Raw genomic sequence first — 15,324 nt, forward strand, 5'->3', positions numbered from 1 at the left:
AAGATGGCTGTTTTGAACGCCGTTCGGAATAAGCTAATAGGGCGAGCTTATGCGGTAGTGAGTAAGAATCAGGAATATGACAAAACATATACCTATTCGCTTGCTTAGACCATAGAAATCTCTCAATCGCACCTGTGGGTATTGAAATCATCTGCTACGAGAGCTACGACCAGGGGCTGTGGACTCTCAATCGCACCTGTGGGTATTGAAATAGAACTTCAGCTTCGCGTTGTCGTAGATGCGCGACTCTCAATCGCACCTGTGGGTATTGAAATTGGGTGCCTGCTTCGCTCAGTCTGCTCACCGGAGACGCTCTCAATCGCACCTGTGGGTATTGAAATATTTTAACGACGCTGCTGAGAAGAAAAAGAAACTCCTCTCAATCGCACCTGTGGGTATTGAAATTAGGGCATATTGCCCGGCACGTCGTTGCCATCGTACTCTCAATCGCACCTGTGGGTATTGAAATGCGCGGGCAGCTATGGGCATACGTCGCACCTGGACTTCTCTCAATCGCACCTGTGGGTATTGAAATATCTTGGTCATCGACTTCCAGGTGCAGTGAAGCACCTCCTCTCAATCGCACCTGTGGGTATTGAAATCACGTTGACTGCGAAGGGCATGCTTCGTAAGGTAAATCTCTCAATCGCACCTGTGGGTATTGAAATTCAAAACGCCCGCCTAATGGCTAACCTCATCTTCAGCCTCTCAATCGCACCTGTGGGTATTGAAATGATCCGTCGAGGCCTGCGTATGTTCGTTGGTCCTGGCTCTCAATCGCACCTGTGGGTATTGAAATACGCCCCATTAACCCTATGGCAATCCGGCACACGTTCTCTCAATGGCACCTGTGGGTATTGAAATTTTCGTTCCCTCGGGATGGGTAGAAACCACAACGGGCTCTCAATCGCACCTGTGGGTATTGAAATCCCGTCATCGACAGGATATTGTAGACGAGCATCCGTCTCTCTCAATTGCACCTGCGGGTATTGAAATTCGTGTCGACGTATTTGGAACGCCGCTGACTAGTGATCTCTCAATCGCACCTATGGGTATTGAAAAGATAAAAAAGGGCAGAAACCCTCAGCTGACGAGGCGACTCTCAATCGCACCTGTGGGTATTGAAAGTAAGCTGTCAGGCAAAAGCAGTGATAGATCAAGTTTAGGGTAGCAAAATCAAGCCGCCAGCAGCCCCTTTATTGCGCTTTGCTTCTCCACCGGTAGACTACCAAAATCCGTACGATCTATCCAGCTTCTCAGTTCAGCTAACTCCGTCCCCTGCTTATAAGCTTCCAATGTCAGAAACAGCTGATAAGACGGATTGTGGCCCCGGTTGTCATGACGCAGGCTTGAGCGCTCAAAACGAGACGGCTGCCCGTTGATAACTACGGTGAAGTGCTGGGAGCCGATCCAAGTAACAGGTGCTTGGAAGAGCTCACGGCTCCAGTGCCGGATATTACCCACGTAGCGGACGTAGATCAGATCACCTATTTTCATTAATTAGTGGTAATGATACAGCAACTTATACCAATTTTGGGTTTGAGTGCTTGTGTGTAAATAACTTCAAAACCGAGACGTCATGCTTTACGCTGTATACTCTGACAACGGTACGCCTAAACTTGTAAAAGTCAAAAGCCTAAACGAGGCAGACGCATTATTTGAGGAAATATGCCAGGAGTCAGGCAAACACCCATTAGGCTATGTGAATGATACTAAGGGGTACAAGGTACGTCTCGCTACAAATTACTTCGGGATGAGGGGATTAACCCCGGAAGATGAGGCCCTTACCGTGCGAGAGCAAATAGATGATGGGTATAGATTCATCAGCGAAAATATTGGGAAATAAAAAGCAGTTTGACTAGCAGTGGGATGTATTCCTTATCATTGGCGTTTACGTAAAGAATAGGCGGTTAGGATTACCCCCCCCTACTCAGCAAACATATTGACAATCAGAGGTTAAGTACTGAATTATGGCCTTTCTTCAACTTATATCCATTCGTGGTTACCGCAGACATCAACTAGCTGGTACTGAGTAGCTAGAATCATCGGCTGTCTTGTCTGCGAAACATCTGCACCAATGTATCCAGTCAATTTTGAGCCTTTCGTAGGCAAAGACTACCATACTCAATCGCCTAAGCTGCTGATCCTGGGCGAGTCACATTACGGCTTGGAAAGTGACACGCTTGGGAAAAACTTCACCAATTTCGTAGTCCGCAAGTACGCTAAACGGGAAACGGGTGAAACTAGACGGTTCTTCACGCTCATTGCTAAGACGGTTGATCGTAAGCTGGACAACCAGACGGCTCTAGAACTGTGGGATAAGGTGGCCTTTTACAATTACGTGCAGGTACTGGTGGGGGATGGCCCTCGTACACGGCCAACCGATCAGATGTTCAACCAATCCAATGACGCTTTCCGCCAAGTCATCGATCAGCTAAAGCCTGATATTCTCATTGTACTAGGTCGTCGTTTGGGTTGGCATCTTGACTATTTCGAAGAAGACTTCGCACCTTTCTTATCAAACGTCATTCAGTGCCGTTGGTATCACCCCTCGACACCTCGCTATTTCAAAGCGCACCAAGCAGTCGAGGCATTAGAAACAGCGAGACAGCAGTTTTATCAAAGAAGCTCCGTCTAATTCATTACTGCTAAACGCGAGCGCCATAAAAGCAGTAGCTCTACAACAAAGAACCTTATCTAGCAATGTGATAATCTCTTGCACCATTGAACGTCTACTTCACTCATCCTTATGATCAGCTTGACATGATTAAAGGTTGAGTTGCCTTCTGAGGCTAATAGTAAAATACTCTGGTAAACGGAATTTATCAGAATAGTCTTCTAATAAAGCAACATATAATGGATTCACTAACTCTTATTGTTTCTGCTCTATCTGCAGGAGCTGTAGCTGCCGCTAAGTCAACTGTTCAAAGTGCTGTAAAAGATTCTTACGAAGGAATCAAAGCACTTGTCAAAAAGAAATTTGGCACTCAAATCTCGATCGAAGATTTAGAAAAGAACCCAAACTCAGTAAATAAGCGTGAATCAATTAAAGAGGATCTTGAGGCTTTGCATGCTCATACTGACGAAGAATTAATTCAGCTATCTAAAAACTTAATTATGCACATAAAACAATATGCGCCTGATACGAGAGTAGTAGGCGTAGATATAGAGGAGGTGGAAGCTGAATTCTTAAAAATTGATTCAGTTAAGTCAATAAATACGGGGGTTAATGTCAAGAAAAGTAAATTTAAAGGTGGCATTGATATTCATAACATAAGCGGGGGTATTGATACAGACCCCAAATAGCGGCATCAGATCATACCCCGCTCACTGATGTCGCTTCTAAAGAAAATATTAGAGCGGGAATAATTTTCCAAGAAACGGAAGTTATTGGCAACATTAATTTTGGTATCAATGAAGAATTTATTGATCAAAAATTTGCAGACCTTACCAGAATTCTGCGTTCTAATCCACAGCATCTAGAACTTTTACAGTCACCAGAACAATTGAAGCTTGCTGTTACTTTCTCGGATTATGATTCTATTTTAGAAGAAATCAGAGAGTGCGAGGCACAACTATTACCCTTGTCTTCAAAGCAAGAGTCTTTATTCGCCCACAGGCAAAAAGAGCTTAAAGACGCACACGACAAGCTCGTCGTTTTTACTAAAAAGGTGCTAGCGACTTATAGGACGATTGAACAATTACCTATCGATACACAGCGCTCAAAAAGAGCTAAGTCTTTGTTCGAGAACGGAGACTTGGATAACGCTATATCTTTGCTTTCTACTTTCGAACTGGATGAAGAACTTAAGCATATAAAGCAAGTACAATTTCAAATTCACAAATCGCTAGAAGAGGCAAACATGAAAGCCAAATTTATAGCTGAAGACTTTCTAAGTAGAGCATTGTACCAATCCACTAAACCGTACACGCCACAGTTAATCAACCAAATTATAGAGTCATTTGAAAAGTCACTTGAAGCTTGTGAAACATACGATAACTTATTTCAATTTGGCAGATTTCTTCAGAATATCAACCATTCTAATCGCTCTATACCTCTATATGAAAAGGCTTATGATTTATTGTCAGATGAAAAAAGGATGGAAGGAGAAGTTACTCTATTTAACAACTTAGGCTTAGCATGGCAAGAAAATGGAAATACAGATAAAGCAATAGAATTTTTGAATAAAGCACTTTCAATTGGAATTAGTTATAATGGCGAAGATAGTAAAAACAATATTATTCATTATAATAATCTTGGTTTGGCATGGCAAGAGAAAGGCGATTTAAATAAGGCTATCTATTATTATGAGAAAGCTCTACTCATTACCCGAAATTACTACGGAGAAGATAGTTATAAGACAAATACATATTACAATAATTTAGGTATGGTATACAGAGAAATGGGAGCATTAAATAAAGCGATAGGTTATTTAGAAAAATCTCTAGAAATTGATCTTATAAATTCGAGTGAAGAGAATCCAAGTATCGCTACTTGTTATAGCAACTTGGGTTTAATTTGGCAAGAAAAGGGAGATCTAGATAAGGCCATTTCTTTCTATGAAAGATCCTTAAATATAGACCTAAAATTTTTCGGTGAAAAAAATTCAAAGATTGCAATTAGATATAAGAATATAGCTTCTGTATGGCGTGAAAAAGGCCATCCGAATAAAGCATTATATTTTTTAGAAAAAGCGTTAATTATTGTATTAGAAGTGTACGGTAGACAACATTCAAATACAGCGGTTATATACAATGACCTAGGCTTAACGTGGATTGATTTGGAAGACTTTGAGAAAGGAATTATACACCTAGAAGAAGCTCTAAAGATTGATTTGGCTGTAGCTGGAGAAGAAAATCAAAATATCGTTACTAGGTATAATAACCTTGGAACTGTCTGGCTCGATAAAAATAATTCAAATAAAGCGATAGAATTCTTTGATAAGGCTCTAAAGATCAACTTGAAAATATCAGGGGAGTTACATCCCTTCACATCAAATTTATATTCTAACTTAGGTTTAGCTTACCGAGCTGTAGGCAAAAAAGATGCAGCATTAGCCTATTTCGAGAAAGCTTTGGAAATTGATACAATAATTTTCGACGTAGAGAATCCTCATTTTGCAAATAGGTACAATAATATTGCTTTAGTCTGGCTTGACAAGAAAGAATTAGAAAAAGCAGAGCAGTACCTTAACAAATCTCTCGATTTGTTACTGAATACGGTTGGGGCTGAAAGCCAGTCAACGAAAACGGTAATACGTAATCTGCAAGTGCTCCGTGAACGGAAAAACAAGCAAATATGAAATTATAACTATGGGTTAACAATTGAACAAGTTTGATTAGAAGTTGCTTACAGGTACTCCAACTGCGCCACATCCGGCCTGAGTATACTACCCGCATTAGTTTTCCAGTCGTTGAACGTCTTAACGACCACCGGTTGAGCGTCAAGTGCTATCTGGTTACAGGGCGTCTCGCCATACTCCAATATATTTTCATCAGCATAATCCAATAGGAAATCCGCTAGATCAAGCCCCCGTTTCTTTTGTTCGTCGTTGGCATGCTGCTCAAAGTATTCCGATACATCGGCGTAAAAACCCTGCTGGTTTGATTCATTGACGATGTTCCTCTTTCTACTAGCCGGACTGATGCTAGTAAATTCGCCATGCTGATGAGTTCGCGTTCGATCCTATACCCATAATTCAACCTCAATAGCAAATCCAACAACTTGATGTACTTCTTGGAAAGGTTTAATTTGTTAAGTCTTGTGTTTTACTCAGTTGCTTATCTGTAATTAAAAAAGCTGCCCACCTTTTCATAGGGTGGGCAGCTGCGTCGTAAGGCTCATTTAGTCAGTTCAATAATAGTCGAACGCGTTCCACTTCACCAGCCCTATTACCTGTGTTCGTGAAATGTATATAGTAAATTCCCCGGGGAAGATCACTCACATTAACATCAATTTTGTTGCCATCACGAAACGCTTTACGTGAATAGGCATCCCGTATACTGATGCTACGAACTGGCCGCATTGTCTTCTCGCTATAAATAGTCAACTGCTCAGGTAAAAAGCTCGCTGTATCTACCTGGTCGAATTCAACCTGCACAACTTCACTGGTTGGGTTTGGGAAAACATTAATTCGGGCGAAACATCCACTCACTGAAGTATATACACTGGCCGGACTACCGCCCTGGCCACCGCAGGCGCCTGCCCGCACACTAACTAACCCGCCGATGTTACTGGTTCGGACGGCTAAGCTATATGTGTTTTGACCAGAGAGGTATGTCCATCCACTAGGCCACGACCACGTGTATGAAGTTGCACCAGGCAACTGATTCGTGGAGTAATAAACCTTTTGATTACAGCCGGCAAACGTTGGCCCACTGACGGGATAGTTCGAACTGCTATAATCTCCCACATGAAAGTTCGCGCTAAATGGCGCTCCGTTATCACATCCGATCTGGAAGGTGATGGTTGCATCAGCACTCCCTACGCGTGTTAGATTGGCAATAGAGCCTGTTCCTGAAGAGGGTGAGACTGCTGAAGATGGATTCACACTCCAACTAACCGATGCCCCAGCGGGAACATTATTTAACACAAACTGACCAGTGGTGCAAAAAAACGCAGGTCCAGATGTGTAGGGAATGCTACTTAGCTCATTCGTTGTCGTAGCGCCAGTGTTGGATGGATCTAGCCAGTTGCTTAATTGGGTCGAATTTGTCCCTCCACCTGTCCATGACGCAGCCAGCGCTCCCGTTTGCTTAATGTTGTTATTGCAGGCACTAACTCCACTATTTACTTGAGCGAAGACTCGGCCGTTTGCGTCAAAAACTCCGCCACCAGACGATCCGCCTTCAGTGGCACCTGTATTTAGTGTGACAGTAAATATATTCCCCATGGGATAAGACAGAAACTTACCGCTACACCCTGTGGAAGCCAGAAGATCTGTGGTTCGAATAGTTGGGGCTTGATTGAACGTAGAAACTTTCATAACGTCCCCATTAGGATGATGCAAAATCGCACCCGTAGAACTTATGACGGTGCTGCGGTTCCAACCAGCATATCGTATACCTGTGATTGGGCTGGGGACTTGATTGAGTTCTAACAGCGCAAAATCGCTTGCTTGATTAGCAGCCCTAAACGTTGCCCCTTGGAATGAGTATGTTACTGATGGTTCAGATGTCGGGGTGCAGTTGGGGCTCTTGTATTGAAACCTGAATACAAAGGCCTGACTGGCATTTATCTCGTTTTGTGACAGTGTTGCATTTTGTGTATCGGCATCATTACAGTTGCCATTGCCCCGATCCAGACAATGGAACGCAGTCAGCATGTATGGCCGAAAATTCTGACAAGTGGTATTCAACAACGTACTGCTGCAAATACGATCCCCACCAGCTAACAAGACCATGGCTACTGAGTTAGTCTGCGCCTGATAAGGCGAACCTTCGGTACAACTGGTGTTAATTTCGCAAGACAGTGCATCACCATAGTTGTTGACCGTCGGGAATAAGTTACGGTAAGCATGCGTCAATCGACTAATATGCAAAGCGCTTACTTCTTTCGAGCCTGCCAGCACAGTAGGTTCAAATAACTCGATAATGATCGAGCTACCCGCTAGTAAATCTGTGGCAAACAGATTTGCCGGATTGTTGGCGGCATCGGTAATCGGACCCATTTGCATGGTCCGATCCGCATTATACAACGTCAATATGGTCCCTTTGGCCAACCGAAACTTGTCGAATAAAAAGTTGAGCGAATGAGCTCCCGGCGAATTAATTCGCAACGTCCACACCCTGCCACCAGAGACGTCCACCCATTTACCAGCTGCCAATCCGTAATCTACGCTCAACGCGATCCCAAAGCGAACAGGAAATCCACCCAGCTTCCGCTCAATCGAGTCGGTCCGAATAGCCTCTACAATAGCTAATTGAGTCGGTTCAGCGCTCACCGTAGCCAAAGCCATTTTGGCCATTGAAGCCGGGATACGCGATTGTATTAGACCTGCCTCAACCCTACGTGTAGCGATTTGAGCAATGGAAACCTGGCTCATCAATAATGTGATTGCCGCGGTAGTTACAATAGAAATAACACGCATAATCGAGCTAATTAAAACATCGTGGTGTGGAAGCAAACTCACTCTACCGTGAATTCGGTTGAAAACGTTTGTGTCGAATTAGCAGGGGAATTGTTACCACCTGACCCGCCAAAGGTGTGCGTGAATTGACTCCGGTACACCCCTTTATTCAAGGGAGTATTAGCGGCCTGACAGATCGGACTTGGGTCCAGCCACTCATATTTTAGATCGTAGGTTCCTTTGGCAGGGATCGTTATAGATCCATAACTCAGCGCGACAACGGGAAAACAAGCCTTACCAAGACGAGTCCATTTTTCAGTACCAGCATCAGTCATCGACTTCCGATCGACTGAGAACGCATCGCTTTCTGAAGAAGCGAACTCCCCGTAAAAATTGCGCAAGCCAATATCAGTGCCTGTGGTATTCTCTATCGATAACTGAAAGTAAACAGCGTCACCTTGCTTGAAAAGAGTTGAAGGTTTTCCCTGCGCATCGAGTATTTTGTATGTGTACTTCAGAGAGGTGGCGGCAGGGTTATCGGTCGAATCACCACAACTAAATGCCATCAGCAAAACTGTTGTACATAGGCCTGTGACTAAGGATATCTTCTTCATAGCGTATAACATTGAAATTTGAACATTAAGCACATTAATTAGTACTAATTTGCCAGTTAGTTACAATTATCAATATTTCCACGCATATGGTGTCACCAAAATGAATAATACATTGACTGAATTTATTAAGCGGTAAATATCATCCTATGTAGTAAAGTTTCATAGAAGGTCAACACAGACAGATTAAGAGATTATCATTTTCATTATCAATCATTTACCTCGTCGATCTGATGGTTATAAAGTAACGAAGCGATTAGAATCTAGTGAAGTCGGGGTTGTATTAAGGAGTACGTTAGTCGCCACGTCACAATACAGTGTCACCGTGCCGGTATAGCCATACCGGTTTTCCACGATGCCATACTCTAATTGATAAGTCATGTAAGGTTCGCGAAAAGGCCGGCTTTCGACTTTAGCGGCTTCTTTCTCTGCCTTTTTCCGGTAGAGCATGATGGTCACCCAGGCATCTTGCTCAAACTGTCCCGTCGAGCGCAAAAGCGACATGCGGTTTCGCTAAGCATTACAGCTAGGATAAAGCTATTATTTGGACTTCAATTCATCTATCTTCTGTCTGGCTTCAAGCAGTGCTTTCTCGATTGGCGTGATATCAACTAGATTAATGGCTCCGAATGAACGGTGGAAGCGATCCGTGTAATACGGATTGGCGTCCAAATACCATTTTACCTTTCCCTCCTCCACAAAGTAACCAACTCGAACGGCATGATACGTGGCATATCGACTCTCGGTATAGCTTGCTTTCTCACGCATCGACAGCTCGACATTGTTCTTTAATAGTTTGATGGCCTGTTGCATTTCTACGTTTTCGTTATAACTCAGCGAAAACAAGGGACCTTGTGGATCAACCGATTGATACTTATCGAACAGATGGAAATACCGAGTCGCCCCATCCACGGTTACTTTCCGAATGCGATTATAAAGCCGGTTCATCCCCATTGCAATGGATGGTAACTGGTAGTCGGTGAGGGTTACCATCCGGCCTTGTTGCGCACTAAACTGATCTAAGCTAACGGTATCGGTTGGCAGTGTTTGCTGGGCAACTGACCCCAAATTCAGGCTGAATAGGAAGGCAAGCAGTAATAACGTCGTTTTCATTTGTGAGGAGAAGATGAGTTGCTCTTCTTGGCAAACTAACCGATTCGCACCAAACAAAAAATCACCATACACCCCGCAGAAGGATTAGATTTCGTAAACAGCAGAAACCTAGCAACGTGCAGCCAGATTAGGAAACAGGGTTATCCGTTGTTTACCTTTCAGCAGCTCGATCCGTCTGTAAAATAGCACTGGCTAGAAAGGGACAGGTTTTGTGTCCGGTAGTAACCGGTGGGCATTGCTAAAGCGGTCCGCTGAATCCTGAACCAGTGGTCGATTACTCCAGACCGAGGGCGGCAGCACCTGATTGACGTCCATAGGCATTGTTATCTGATTACCTTGACGGCCTAACTCGGATTCATAAGCCAATCCCGGCTCCTGGTAGCGGCCCGTTGACACGTCAAAGCGAAACGTGGCTAGCCCCAGCTTGCCATTGTAAAATAACTTCACTTTTTGCACGTGTACGTCAGTAGTATTGTCTTCGTAGTTACGGTAAATGCAAAGACCATTATCCGTTTTGCTGAAGAAATTAGCCGAACCGGCGATAGTGTAGAGGTTAGGAACCGGATACTTGCCTTTTTCCTTGGTTAGCTTAGTGGGGTGAGCTACAAAAAATACATGCACACCGTGGGTCTTGGCGAAGCGCGTTAGCTTCTGCATTACCTCACTGACGTACTCCCCTTCGGTTTGGTGTTCGCCGCGTCGATGCTCGATGCAGTTATAAGGGCCGATGGCGAAGTACTCGATGCCCTTACGCAGTACCAACTCGGTAGCTTTACCGATCAGGCCGTCAATGGTCAGATCCGCCGTCTGATTGTCAATGACGAACAGGTGCTTACTCAAAAACTTATAAGCCGCATCCTTCTGAGCTAAATTCATCTTCTGAGCCGGGTCTTTGTGAGTGAAGGGTAGCCCTACGTATTTCTGCGCGTATTTGATCTGAATCGTCGGCGCTTCTTCCTCGAAGTTGAATACCGCCGCCCTGGCGCCGTAGCGAGCCATCTTACGTACCAGCAATTGACCAATGAACTCGTCTTTACCATGGCCAGGGATGCCCGTCACCATCGTCACCTCACCGGGGGCAATGTTCAGCAGTCGGTCGAACTCGTCATAGCCCACCGGTTGAGGGGCTGGCCAGCCATGTTCGTAGATGGCCTCCAGCTCCTCGAATGTATCTTCAAGGGTCATTACGTTCTCCAGCTTGGGAGCCACCGCATTCTTGTAAAGTGCCCGCACGGCCTCGGGCCCATACTTAAGCCACACCTCATTGGCATCTTTGCAACCTTCTGGATATTCAACCAGCCAACACCGATGCTTACCTAAGCGCCGGATCAGTTCCTGCTTGAGAAACTGTCCCGCTTCGTCACCATCGACGGCGATGGTGATCTTCTCCAAATGCACGAAGGCATCGGCACAGTTGTCGAGGTATTCTAGCTTAGCACTGCCCTTCGAGGCACCGTTTGGCACCGATACGGCCCCGTAGTAGCCCGATTGGTAGAAGGTCATACAGTCGATCTCACCTTCACAGATCAGGGCGTCGGTGCGGTCCCTGAGTGCGTCCAGGTTGTAGAAGATCAGTTCGGCATCCTTAGTCATCCGAAAGCACTTCAGCGCATCGCGGTATTTGATGTTGATCTTTTCGCGGTTGCGGAAATAATTGAAGTTAATGCAGGTTCGTGTGCCGGCAGGCGTATCTCCCTTAGCTGGCATCCAGTCCTGCGACTCCGAGACGCGAAAATACTGTAACGTCTCGGGAGTGATGCCCCGCTGACCAAACCACTCGATCATCCGCTCGCCCATGGGTAATTCGGGCACCGTCGGTTTCTGGTACTGCTGTTGACGATGTAACTGTCGCTGATCTTCCTCGGGGCTGGTGACGTGCCCTTTCCAGCCACAGTGGTGGCAGTTGTATATGCCTTTAGGTAAGTTGACCGATAGCGACTTATCCGCCTTATTGTGGCGTTGCTGACTACAGGCGGGGCATTTCACTTTCTGGTTGGTAGGGCCATGCAGGCGAACGGCGATACCCAGATCATTGTAAGTAGGCATAGGACGTTAGACGACAAACGTTCGTTGACCGATTGGCTTTAAGCCTGTCGTAGCCGAGGAGTATTCATTTTCAAACGCACGATCCCTCAACCAGCGTTCGGGATCTTTGCGGTACTGCGCGTCGGGCTGATGAGCAAGGTAATCCGGCAGCACAACAGTGGCTTTGTGGCGGTCCTTCTGGCACAATTTGGTCCATTGCTGGAACGCCTTCTTCTTATTGGCCGACCGTTTGTCGTATTGCTGCCAGAAGGCCTCAAACTCATCATTGTATCCGCCCTGTTGTTTCGAATCAGGCGTATTCGCCAGTTCGACAGAACCGGCAAGAGATGACACTCCAGTGTCTTTCCCTTTAGGAGATACGTTAGTATCTCTTTCCTTTTCCTTTTGTGTACTTTTCCAGTAGTATTCCACTGGAAAACATTGGGATAACTTAGTTATAAGTCTTGACAGTGGGAATTCAGCCCCTGAGGCTAGTTCGATGAGGTTTATCTTACCGCTTGTGAGTCTTGTCACAGACTATCTTTTTCAGTCTTTCAACGGCGCGTTCACTCTAAAAAGCTGCGTAAAAGCATTTGATAGTTTCGTGTTCCAGTGATTCGTCCCGCATATCCATAAGTTAGCGAGCAGTTTTCCGATGGAAAATACTTGGAATACCTCGCATCCCGGTAAAGGTCATCGCTTGATTGCATCAGCAGTTCAACAGCTTAGTTTTCCTCTGCTTATCCGAAGGTTTTCCGATGGAAAACGCCCGGAATACCCAAGCAGTGAACGCAGTTGCCTCTGCAACCTGCTTCTGGCTATGGCATCCTGTGGATTTTCTGTGACAGAAACCCTCGTTTCCTCCCAGCTTCTGCGTCAGAAACTAGGCACAGGATGCCCTGCTCTTGATGCGTTAGCCAAGACGGTTACTCACACCGCAGCCCCACCTTCTAATAACTATTGGTTGGCCCGAAGCCCTCGAATGTTGTAAAAGCCGTTTAATTCCGTCCCAAATACGGGATAACTATCCTAGGTTATTACCGGCTTGCATCGTCCTTTTGACGATTGAACTTCAACCTCCACACCTTATGGTACCAAGTCGCTTACTGTTGCTACTTGTGAATCTCGCCCTCATCAGCCTGGCCTGTGATAGAAAGAAGCAAGAGCCGTCTACGCCTGCCCCCAGCCAGCATCTCTGTACGATGATGGGCCAAATCGAGCCCGATCAGACACTTACTGGTGAATCCACACTGCTATGGCCCAAAAAGCGGATCGAGGTCTACTTTATGGATGATGATGGGCAGGTTCGAGATCGGGTCTTGGCTATCGCCAATGCCTGGAAGCCATTCTCCGGCGTTCAATTTGTTCGTTCGTTCGATCAGAGCACATCCGATATTCGGGTATCCTTTCGAACTGACGGATGGTGGTCCTACATCGGAACGATGTCAACTGAAGTAGGCAAAGACTCAGCGACCCTATCCCTAGATAGCCTGTACTTATACCCCCCTGATAAATTTAGAAGCATCGTCTTACACGAGTTTGGTCACAGCCTAGGATTACTGCACGAACATCAGCATCCGTTTCTTGAGATCGACTGGGATCTGCCTGCTCTGTATAAATACTACGAGGATGAATATGGTGTCGATACGACTTGGGTGAAGGAAAATGTAATCCACAAATACGAGAGTTTGACCGGCATTTATTGCGAACCGGATCTAAAGTCCATCATGCTTTATAAGATCCCCCCTGGTCTAACAAAAAACGCCATTGTCGCACCGGAGCCTCTGGATTTATCCGTATTAGACAAAAAATACATCCGCATCATCTATGCAGGTGGCACCTGTAATTAACCTAAATCGACTTAACCATGAAACGTCTACTCTTCTTGGCCCTGCTTACAGCTTTATACAGCTGCAAATCATCACAGGTTGGTAAAAGTAAAACTAGCAATAATGATCAATCGGGTACAATCCAAGAGGAAGCAGCGGCAAACGACCCATCACAGGTACAAACGAAGTCCCTAATTGAAAATGCGCTGATAACCGTTGACTTTGCTTCACCTAAGTACCCGCCTGTTATCGCAATAAGACCCAAGCAGACGCTTGAGATCGAGCTAAAAAACCTCAATCCATATCTATATGAAGTTTCAGTAAAAGACTCCTTGCTGGTGTTTCAAACCGAGCAGCCGGCTCTATTTGGCCAAATCTTCAAGTTACCGGAGTTAGAAGCAACCCCTACCGAGACCCCACCCGCCAACGATAAAGTAGCTGGAAAAGCCCCAGATCCTAATTCTTCAGCCAAACGGGCAAAAGAGGATGAAGGTGCGCTGGAACAGGCTTTGAAGACGTTCCTGGCTGGCTATTCAGGAAAAGAGAACAACGCTAAAGACCTGCTTATTCTGTCCACGATTGCGGATGATATCGGCAAATTGCTCACCGATTGTTATTCAACCCTGGATGAACTGAAAACTACGGCCAGATCATACATCGTCAGTAAGATCCCGGAACTCGACGTGGCGTCTTTACCGATTGGCGTGCAGACCGAGATTACCAACAAGTCGACGGCTTTACGGAATGACTTAGAACGGTATGTGGCGACCGGTACGGATCTTAAGAAGCGGTACCTTGCTATCTTAGAGCGAGCCGACGGGGATATGACGCTCACTCAATATAAGAGTATTGAAAAAGATGTCAAGGAAAAAATAGCCTTGATCGATAAAATTCTTGAGAACATAAAGAAGATCCAAGACAAGATAAAAGCATTTGATGAAGCGAATGTCGGCGCTACAATCGAAGAGAACTATAAGAAGATCGCTACGTCCCGCACCAATAGAACTATCCTACGCCCCACCAATTACAGTACCGATGAGGTCAATGTCTTCATCCAGGTAAAGAAGAAGAAGGAGGTCTTTTGCAACCCGGAGATTAATAGCTTCCCGGTCATCGCCCTTGTTAAGGGTGGGGTAAAAATCGATTTCAGTACAGGCGTCGTCTTCAACATGGGACGTCAGTACTTTTTCAACCAAAACTATTACTACGACTCTGTGAGACGGGGGGACGGTAAGATGGCGGATAGTGTTCGGATTACCCGTAATCGAAACAACAACATCTTAGTACCATCGATCGGGGCCTTTCTACATGTATACTCGCGCCTCAACTCACAAGTCAATATTGGCGGTATGGTCGGGGCCAGTTTAGGCGCTGATCAGCGAGCCTACATTCATGTTGGCGGCTGTTTACTGCTCGGCAAGTCGGATCGCCTGGTCATTGGTGGTGGGGTTTCGATTGCGAACGCCAAGACGTTGGACGGCCAGTATTCAGAAGGGCAAGTCATTAAACGATCCTTGGCACCGACCCAAATACCAAGGGAGGATGCCACCCGGGTTGGCGCCTTCGTCAGTCTTAGCTGGAACCTGAACCTGGTCAAATAAGTAGGATTGTATGATGTTGCGGGTAGCCAGACAGAACCGCTCAGAACGGGCAAGCATACGAAATGGTGAGTCTTCT

The 15,324-nt window shown here is 45.5% G+C and carries 13 protein-coding genes and 1 CRISPR repeat array; of the genes, 6 read left to right on the forward strand and 7 right to left on the reverse strand.

Going from position 1 to position 15,324, the window contains the following annotated elements; translation table 11 throughout:
- Window positions 1–119: 119 nt before the first annotated feature.
- Window positions 120–1,128: a CRISPR direct-repeat array (repeat unit 29 nt; unit sequence CTCTCAATCGCACCTGTGGGTATTGAAAT).
- Between the two features lie 48 nt (window positions 1,129–1,176).
- Window positions 1,177–1,497: a beta barrel domain-containing protein gene (locus tag ACAW74_RS16365; RefSeq protein ID WP_370699291.1), complete on the reverse strand. Its 321-nt coding sequence runs from the start codon at window positions 1,495–1,497 to the stop codon at window positions 1,177–1,179.
- Window positions 1,498–1,579: 82 nt separating this feature from the next.
- Here ACAW74_RS16365 and ACAW74_RS16370 point away from each other — a divergent pair, with 82 nt between their 5' ends.
- The 4 genes from ACAW74_RS16370 (at window position 1,580) to ACAW74_RS16385 (ending at window position 5,303) form a co-directional block, all read left to right on the forward strand.
- Entirely contained in the window at window positions 1,580–1,846 is a 267-nt protein-coding gene (locus ACAW74_RS16370) for a hypothetical protein (protein WP_370699292.1), read from the forward strand.
- 231 nt (window positions 1,847–2,077) lie between these two features.
- Entirely contained in the window at window positions 2,078–2,638 is a 561-nt protein-coding gene (locus ACAW74_RS16375) for a hypothetical protein (RefSeq protein WP_370699293.1), read from the forward strand.
- A 218-nt stretch (window positions 2,639–2,856) separates the two neighbouring features.
- Window positions 2,857–3,306: a Het-E N-terminal domain-containing protein gene (locus ACAW74_RS16380; protein WP_370699294.1), complete on the forward strand. Its 450-nt coding sequence runs from the start codon at window positions 2,857–2,859 to the stop codon at window positions 3,304–3,306.
- Between the two features lie 200 nt (window positions 3,307–3,506).
- On the forward strand, window positions 3,507–5,303 hold the full coding sequence (locus ACAW74_RS16385; RefSeq protein ID WP_370699295.1) for a tetratricopeptide repeat protein: 1,797 nt from the start codon (window positions 3,507–3,509) through the stop codon (window positions 5,301–5,303).
- A 546-nt stretch (window positions 5,304–5,849) separates the two neighbouring features.
- Here ACAW74_RS16385 and ACAW74_RS16390 read toward each other — a convergent pair.
- The 6 genes from ACAW74_RS16390 to ACAW74_RS16415 all read right to left on the reverse strand — a co-directional run bounded on the left by ACAW74_RS16390 (window position 5,850) and on the right by ACAW74_RS16415 (window position 12,250).
- Window positions 5,850–8,090 (reverse strand): PKD-like domain-containing protein, encoded by a 2,241-nt coding sequence (locus ACAW74_RS16390; RefSeq protein ID WP_370699296.1) that lies wholly within the window; start codon window positions 8,088–8,090, stop codon window positions 5,850–5,852.
- A 38-nt stretch (window positions 8,091–8,128) separates the two neighbouring features.
- Window positions 8,129–8,683, reverse strand: coding sequence for a hypothetical protein (locus ACAW74_RS16395; RefSeq protein WP_370699297.1), 555 nt, complete (start codon window positions 8,681–8,683; stop codon window positions 8,129–8,131).
- A 234-nt stretch (window positions 8,684–8,917) separates the two neighbouring features.
- Complete coding sequence (locus tag ACAW74_RS16400; protein WP_370699298.1) at window positions 8,918–9,184, reverse strand: P-loop NTPase family protein; 267 nt, start codon at window positions 9,182–9,184, stop codon at window positions 8,918–8,920.
- Between the two features lie 36 nt (window positions 9,185–9,220).
- Window positions 9,221–9,793 carry a hypothetical protein gene (locus tag ACAW74_RS16405; RefSeq protein WP_370699299.1) on the reverse strand — a complete coding sequence of 191 codons (573 nt, stop codon included), beginning with the start codon at window positions 9,791–9,793 and terminating at the stop codon, window positions 9,221–9,223.
- Between the two features lie 192 nt (window positions 9,794–9,985).
- The gene (locus tag ACAW74_RS16410) at window positions 9,986–11,839 is read right to left on the reverse strand and encodes a toprim domain-containing protein (RefSeq protein WP_370699300.1); all 1,854 of its coding nucleotides are present in this window, start codon (window positions 11,837–11,839) and stop codon (window positions 9,986–9,988) included.
- A gap of 6 nt (window positions 11,840–11,845) precedes the next feature.
- Window positions 11,846–12,250, reverse strand: coding sequence for an LvrA C-terminal domain-related protein (locus ACAW74_RS16415; protein ID WP_370699301.1), 405 nt, complete (start codon window positions 12,248–12,250; stop codon window positions 11,846–11,848).
- A 656-nt stretch (window positions 12,251–12,906) separates the two neighbouring features.
- Between ACAW74_RS16415 and ACAW74_RS16420 the strand changes: the two genes are divergently transcribed.
- Window positions 12,907–13,668 (forward strand): M12 family metallopeptidase, encoded by a 762-nt coding sequence (locus tag ACAW74_RS16420; RefSeq protein ID WP_370699302.1) that lies wholly within the window; start codon window positions 12,907–12,909, stop codon window positions 13,666–13,668.
- A 17-nt stretch (window positions 13,669–13,685) separates the two neighbouring features.
- The gene (locus tag ACAW74_RS16425; RefSeq protein ID WP_370699303.1) at window positions 13,686–15,248 is read left to right on the forward strand and encodes a hypothetical protein; all 1,563 of its coding nucleotides are present in this window, start codon (window positions 13,686–13,688) and stop codon (window positions 15,246–15,248) included.
- The last annotated feature ends 76 nt before the right edge of the window (window positions 15,249–15,324 follow it).

It is taken from the genome of Fibrella musci (assembly GCF_041321105.1).
GTDB lineage: Bacteria > Bacteroidota > Bacteroidia > Cytophagales > Spirosomataceae > Fibrella > Fibrella musci.

Excerpts from the sequence above, each read along its gene's own strand:
- ACAW74_RS16365 (WP_370699291.1), bottom strand. The coding sequence starts at position 1,497 with ATGAAAATAGGTGATCTGATCTACGTCCGCTACGTGGGTAATATCCGG.
- ACAW74_RS16370 (WP_370699292.1), top strand. The coding sequence starts at position 1,580 with ATGCTTTACGCTGTATACTCTGACAACGGTACGCCTAAACTTGTAAAA.
- ACAW74_RS16375 (WP_370699293.1), top strand. The coding sequence starts at position 2,078 with ATGTATCCAGTCAATTTTGAGCCTTTCGTAGGCAAAGACTACCATACT.
- ACAW74_RS16380 (WP_370699294.1), top strand. The coding sequence starts at position 2,857 with ATGGATTCACTAACTCTTATTGTTTCTGCTCTATCTGCAGGAGCTGTA.
- ACAW74_RS16390 (WP_370699296.1), bottom strand. The coding sequence starts at position 8,090 with ATGCGTGTTATTTCTATTGTAACTACCGCGGCAATCACATTATTGATG.
- ACAW74_RS16395 (WP_370699297.1), bottom strand. The coding sequence starts at position 8,683 with ATGAAGAAGATATCCTTAGTCACAGGCCTATGTACAACAGTTTTGCTG.
- ACAW74_RS16400 (WP_370699298.1), bottom strand. The coding sequence starts at position 9,184 with ATGTCGCTTTTGCGCTCGACGGGACAGTTTGAGCAAGATGCCTGGGTG.
- ACAW74_RS16405 (WP_370699299.1), bottom strand. The coding sequence starts at position 9,793 with ATGAAAACGACGTTATTACTGCTTGCCTTCCTATTCAGCCTGAATTTG.
- ACAW74_RS16410 (WP_370699300.1), bottom strand. The coding sequence starts at position 11,839 with ATGCCTACTTACAATGATCTGGGTATCGCCGTTCGCCTGCATGGCCCT.
- ACAW74_RS16420 (WP_370699302.1), top strand. The coding sequence starts at position 12,907 with ATGGTACCAAGTCGCTTACTGTTGCTACTTGTGAATCTCGCCCTCATC.
- ACAW74_RS16425 (WP_370699303.1), top strand. The coding sequence starts at position 13,686 with ATGAAACGTCTACTCTTCTTGGCCCTGCTTACAGCTTTATACAGCTGC.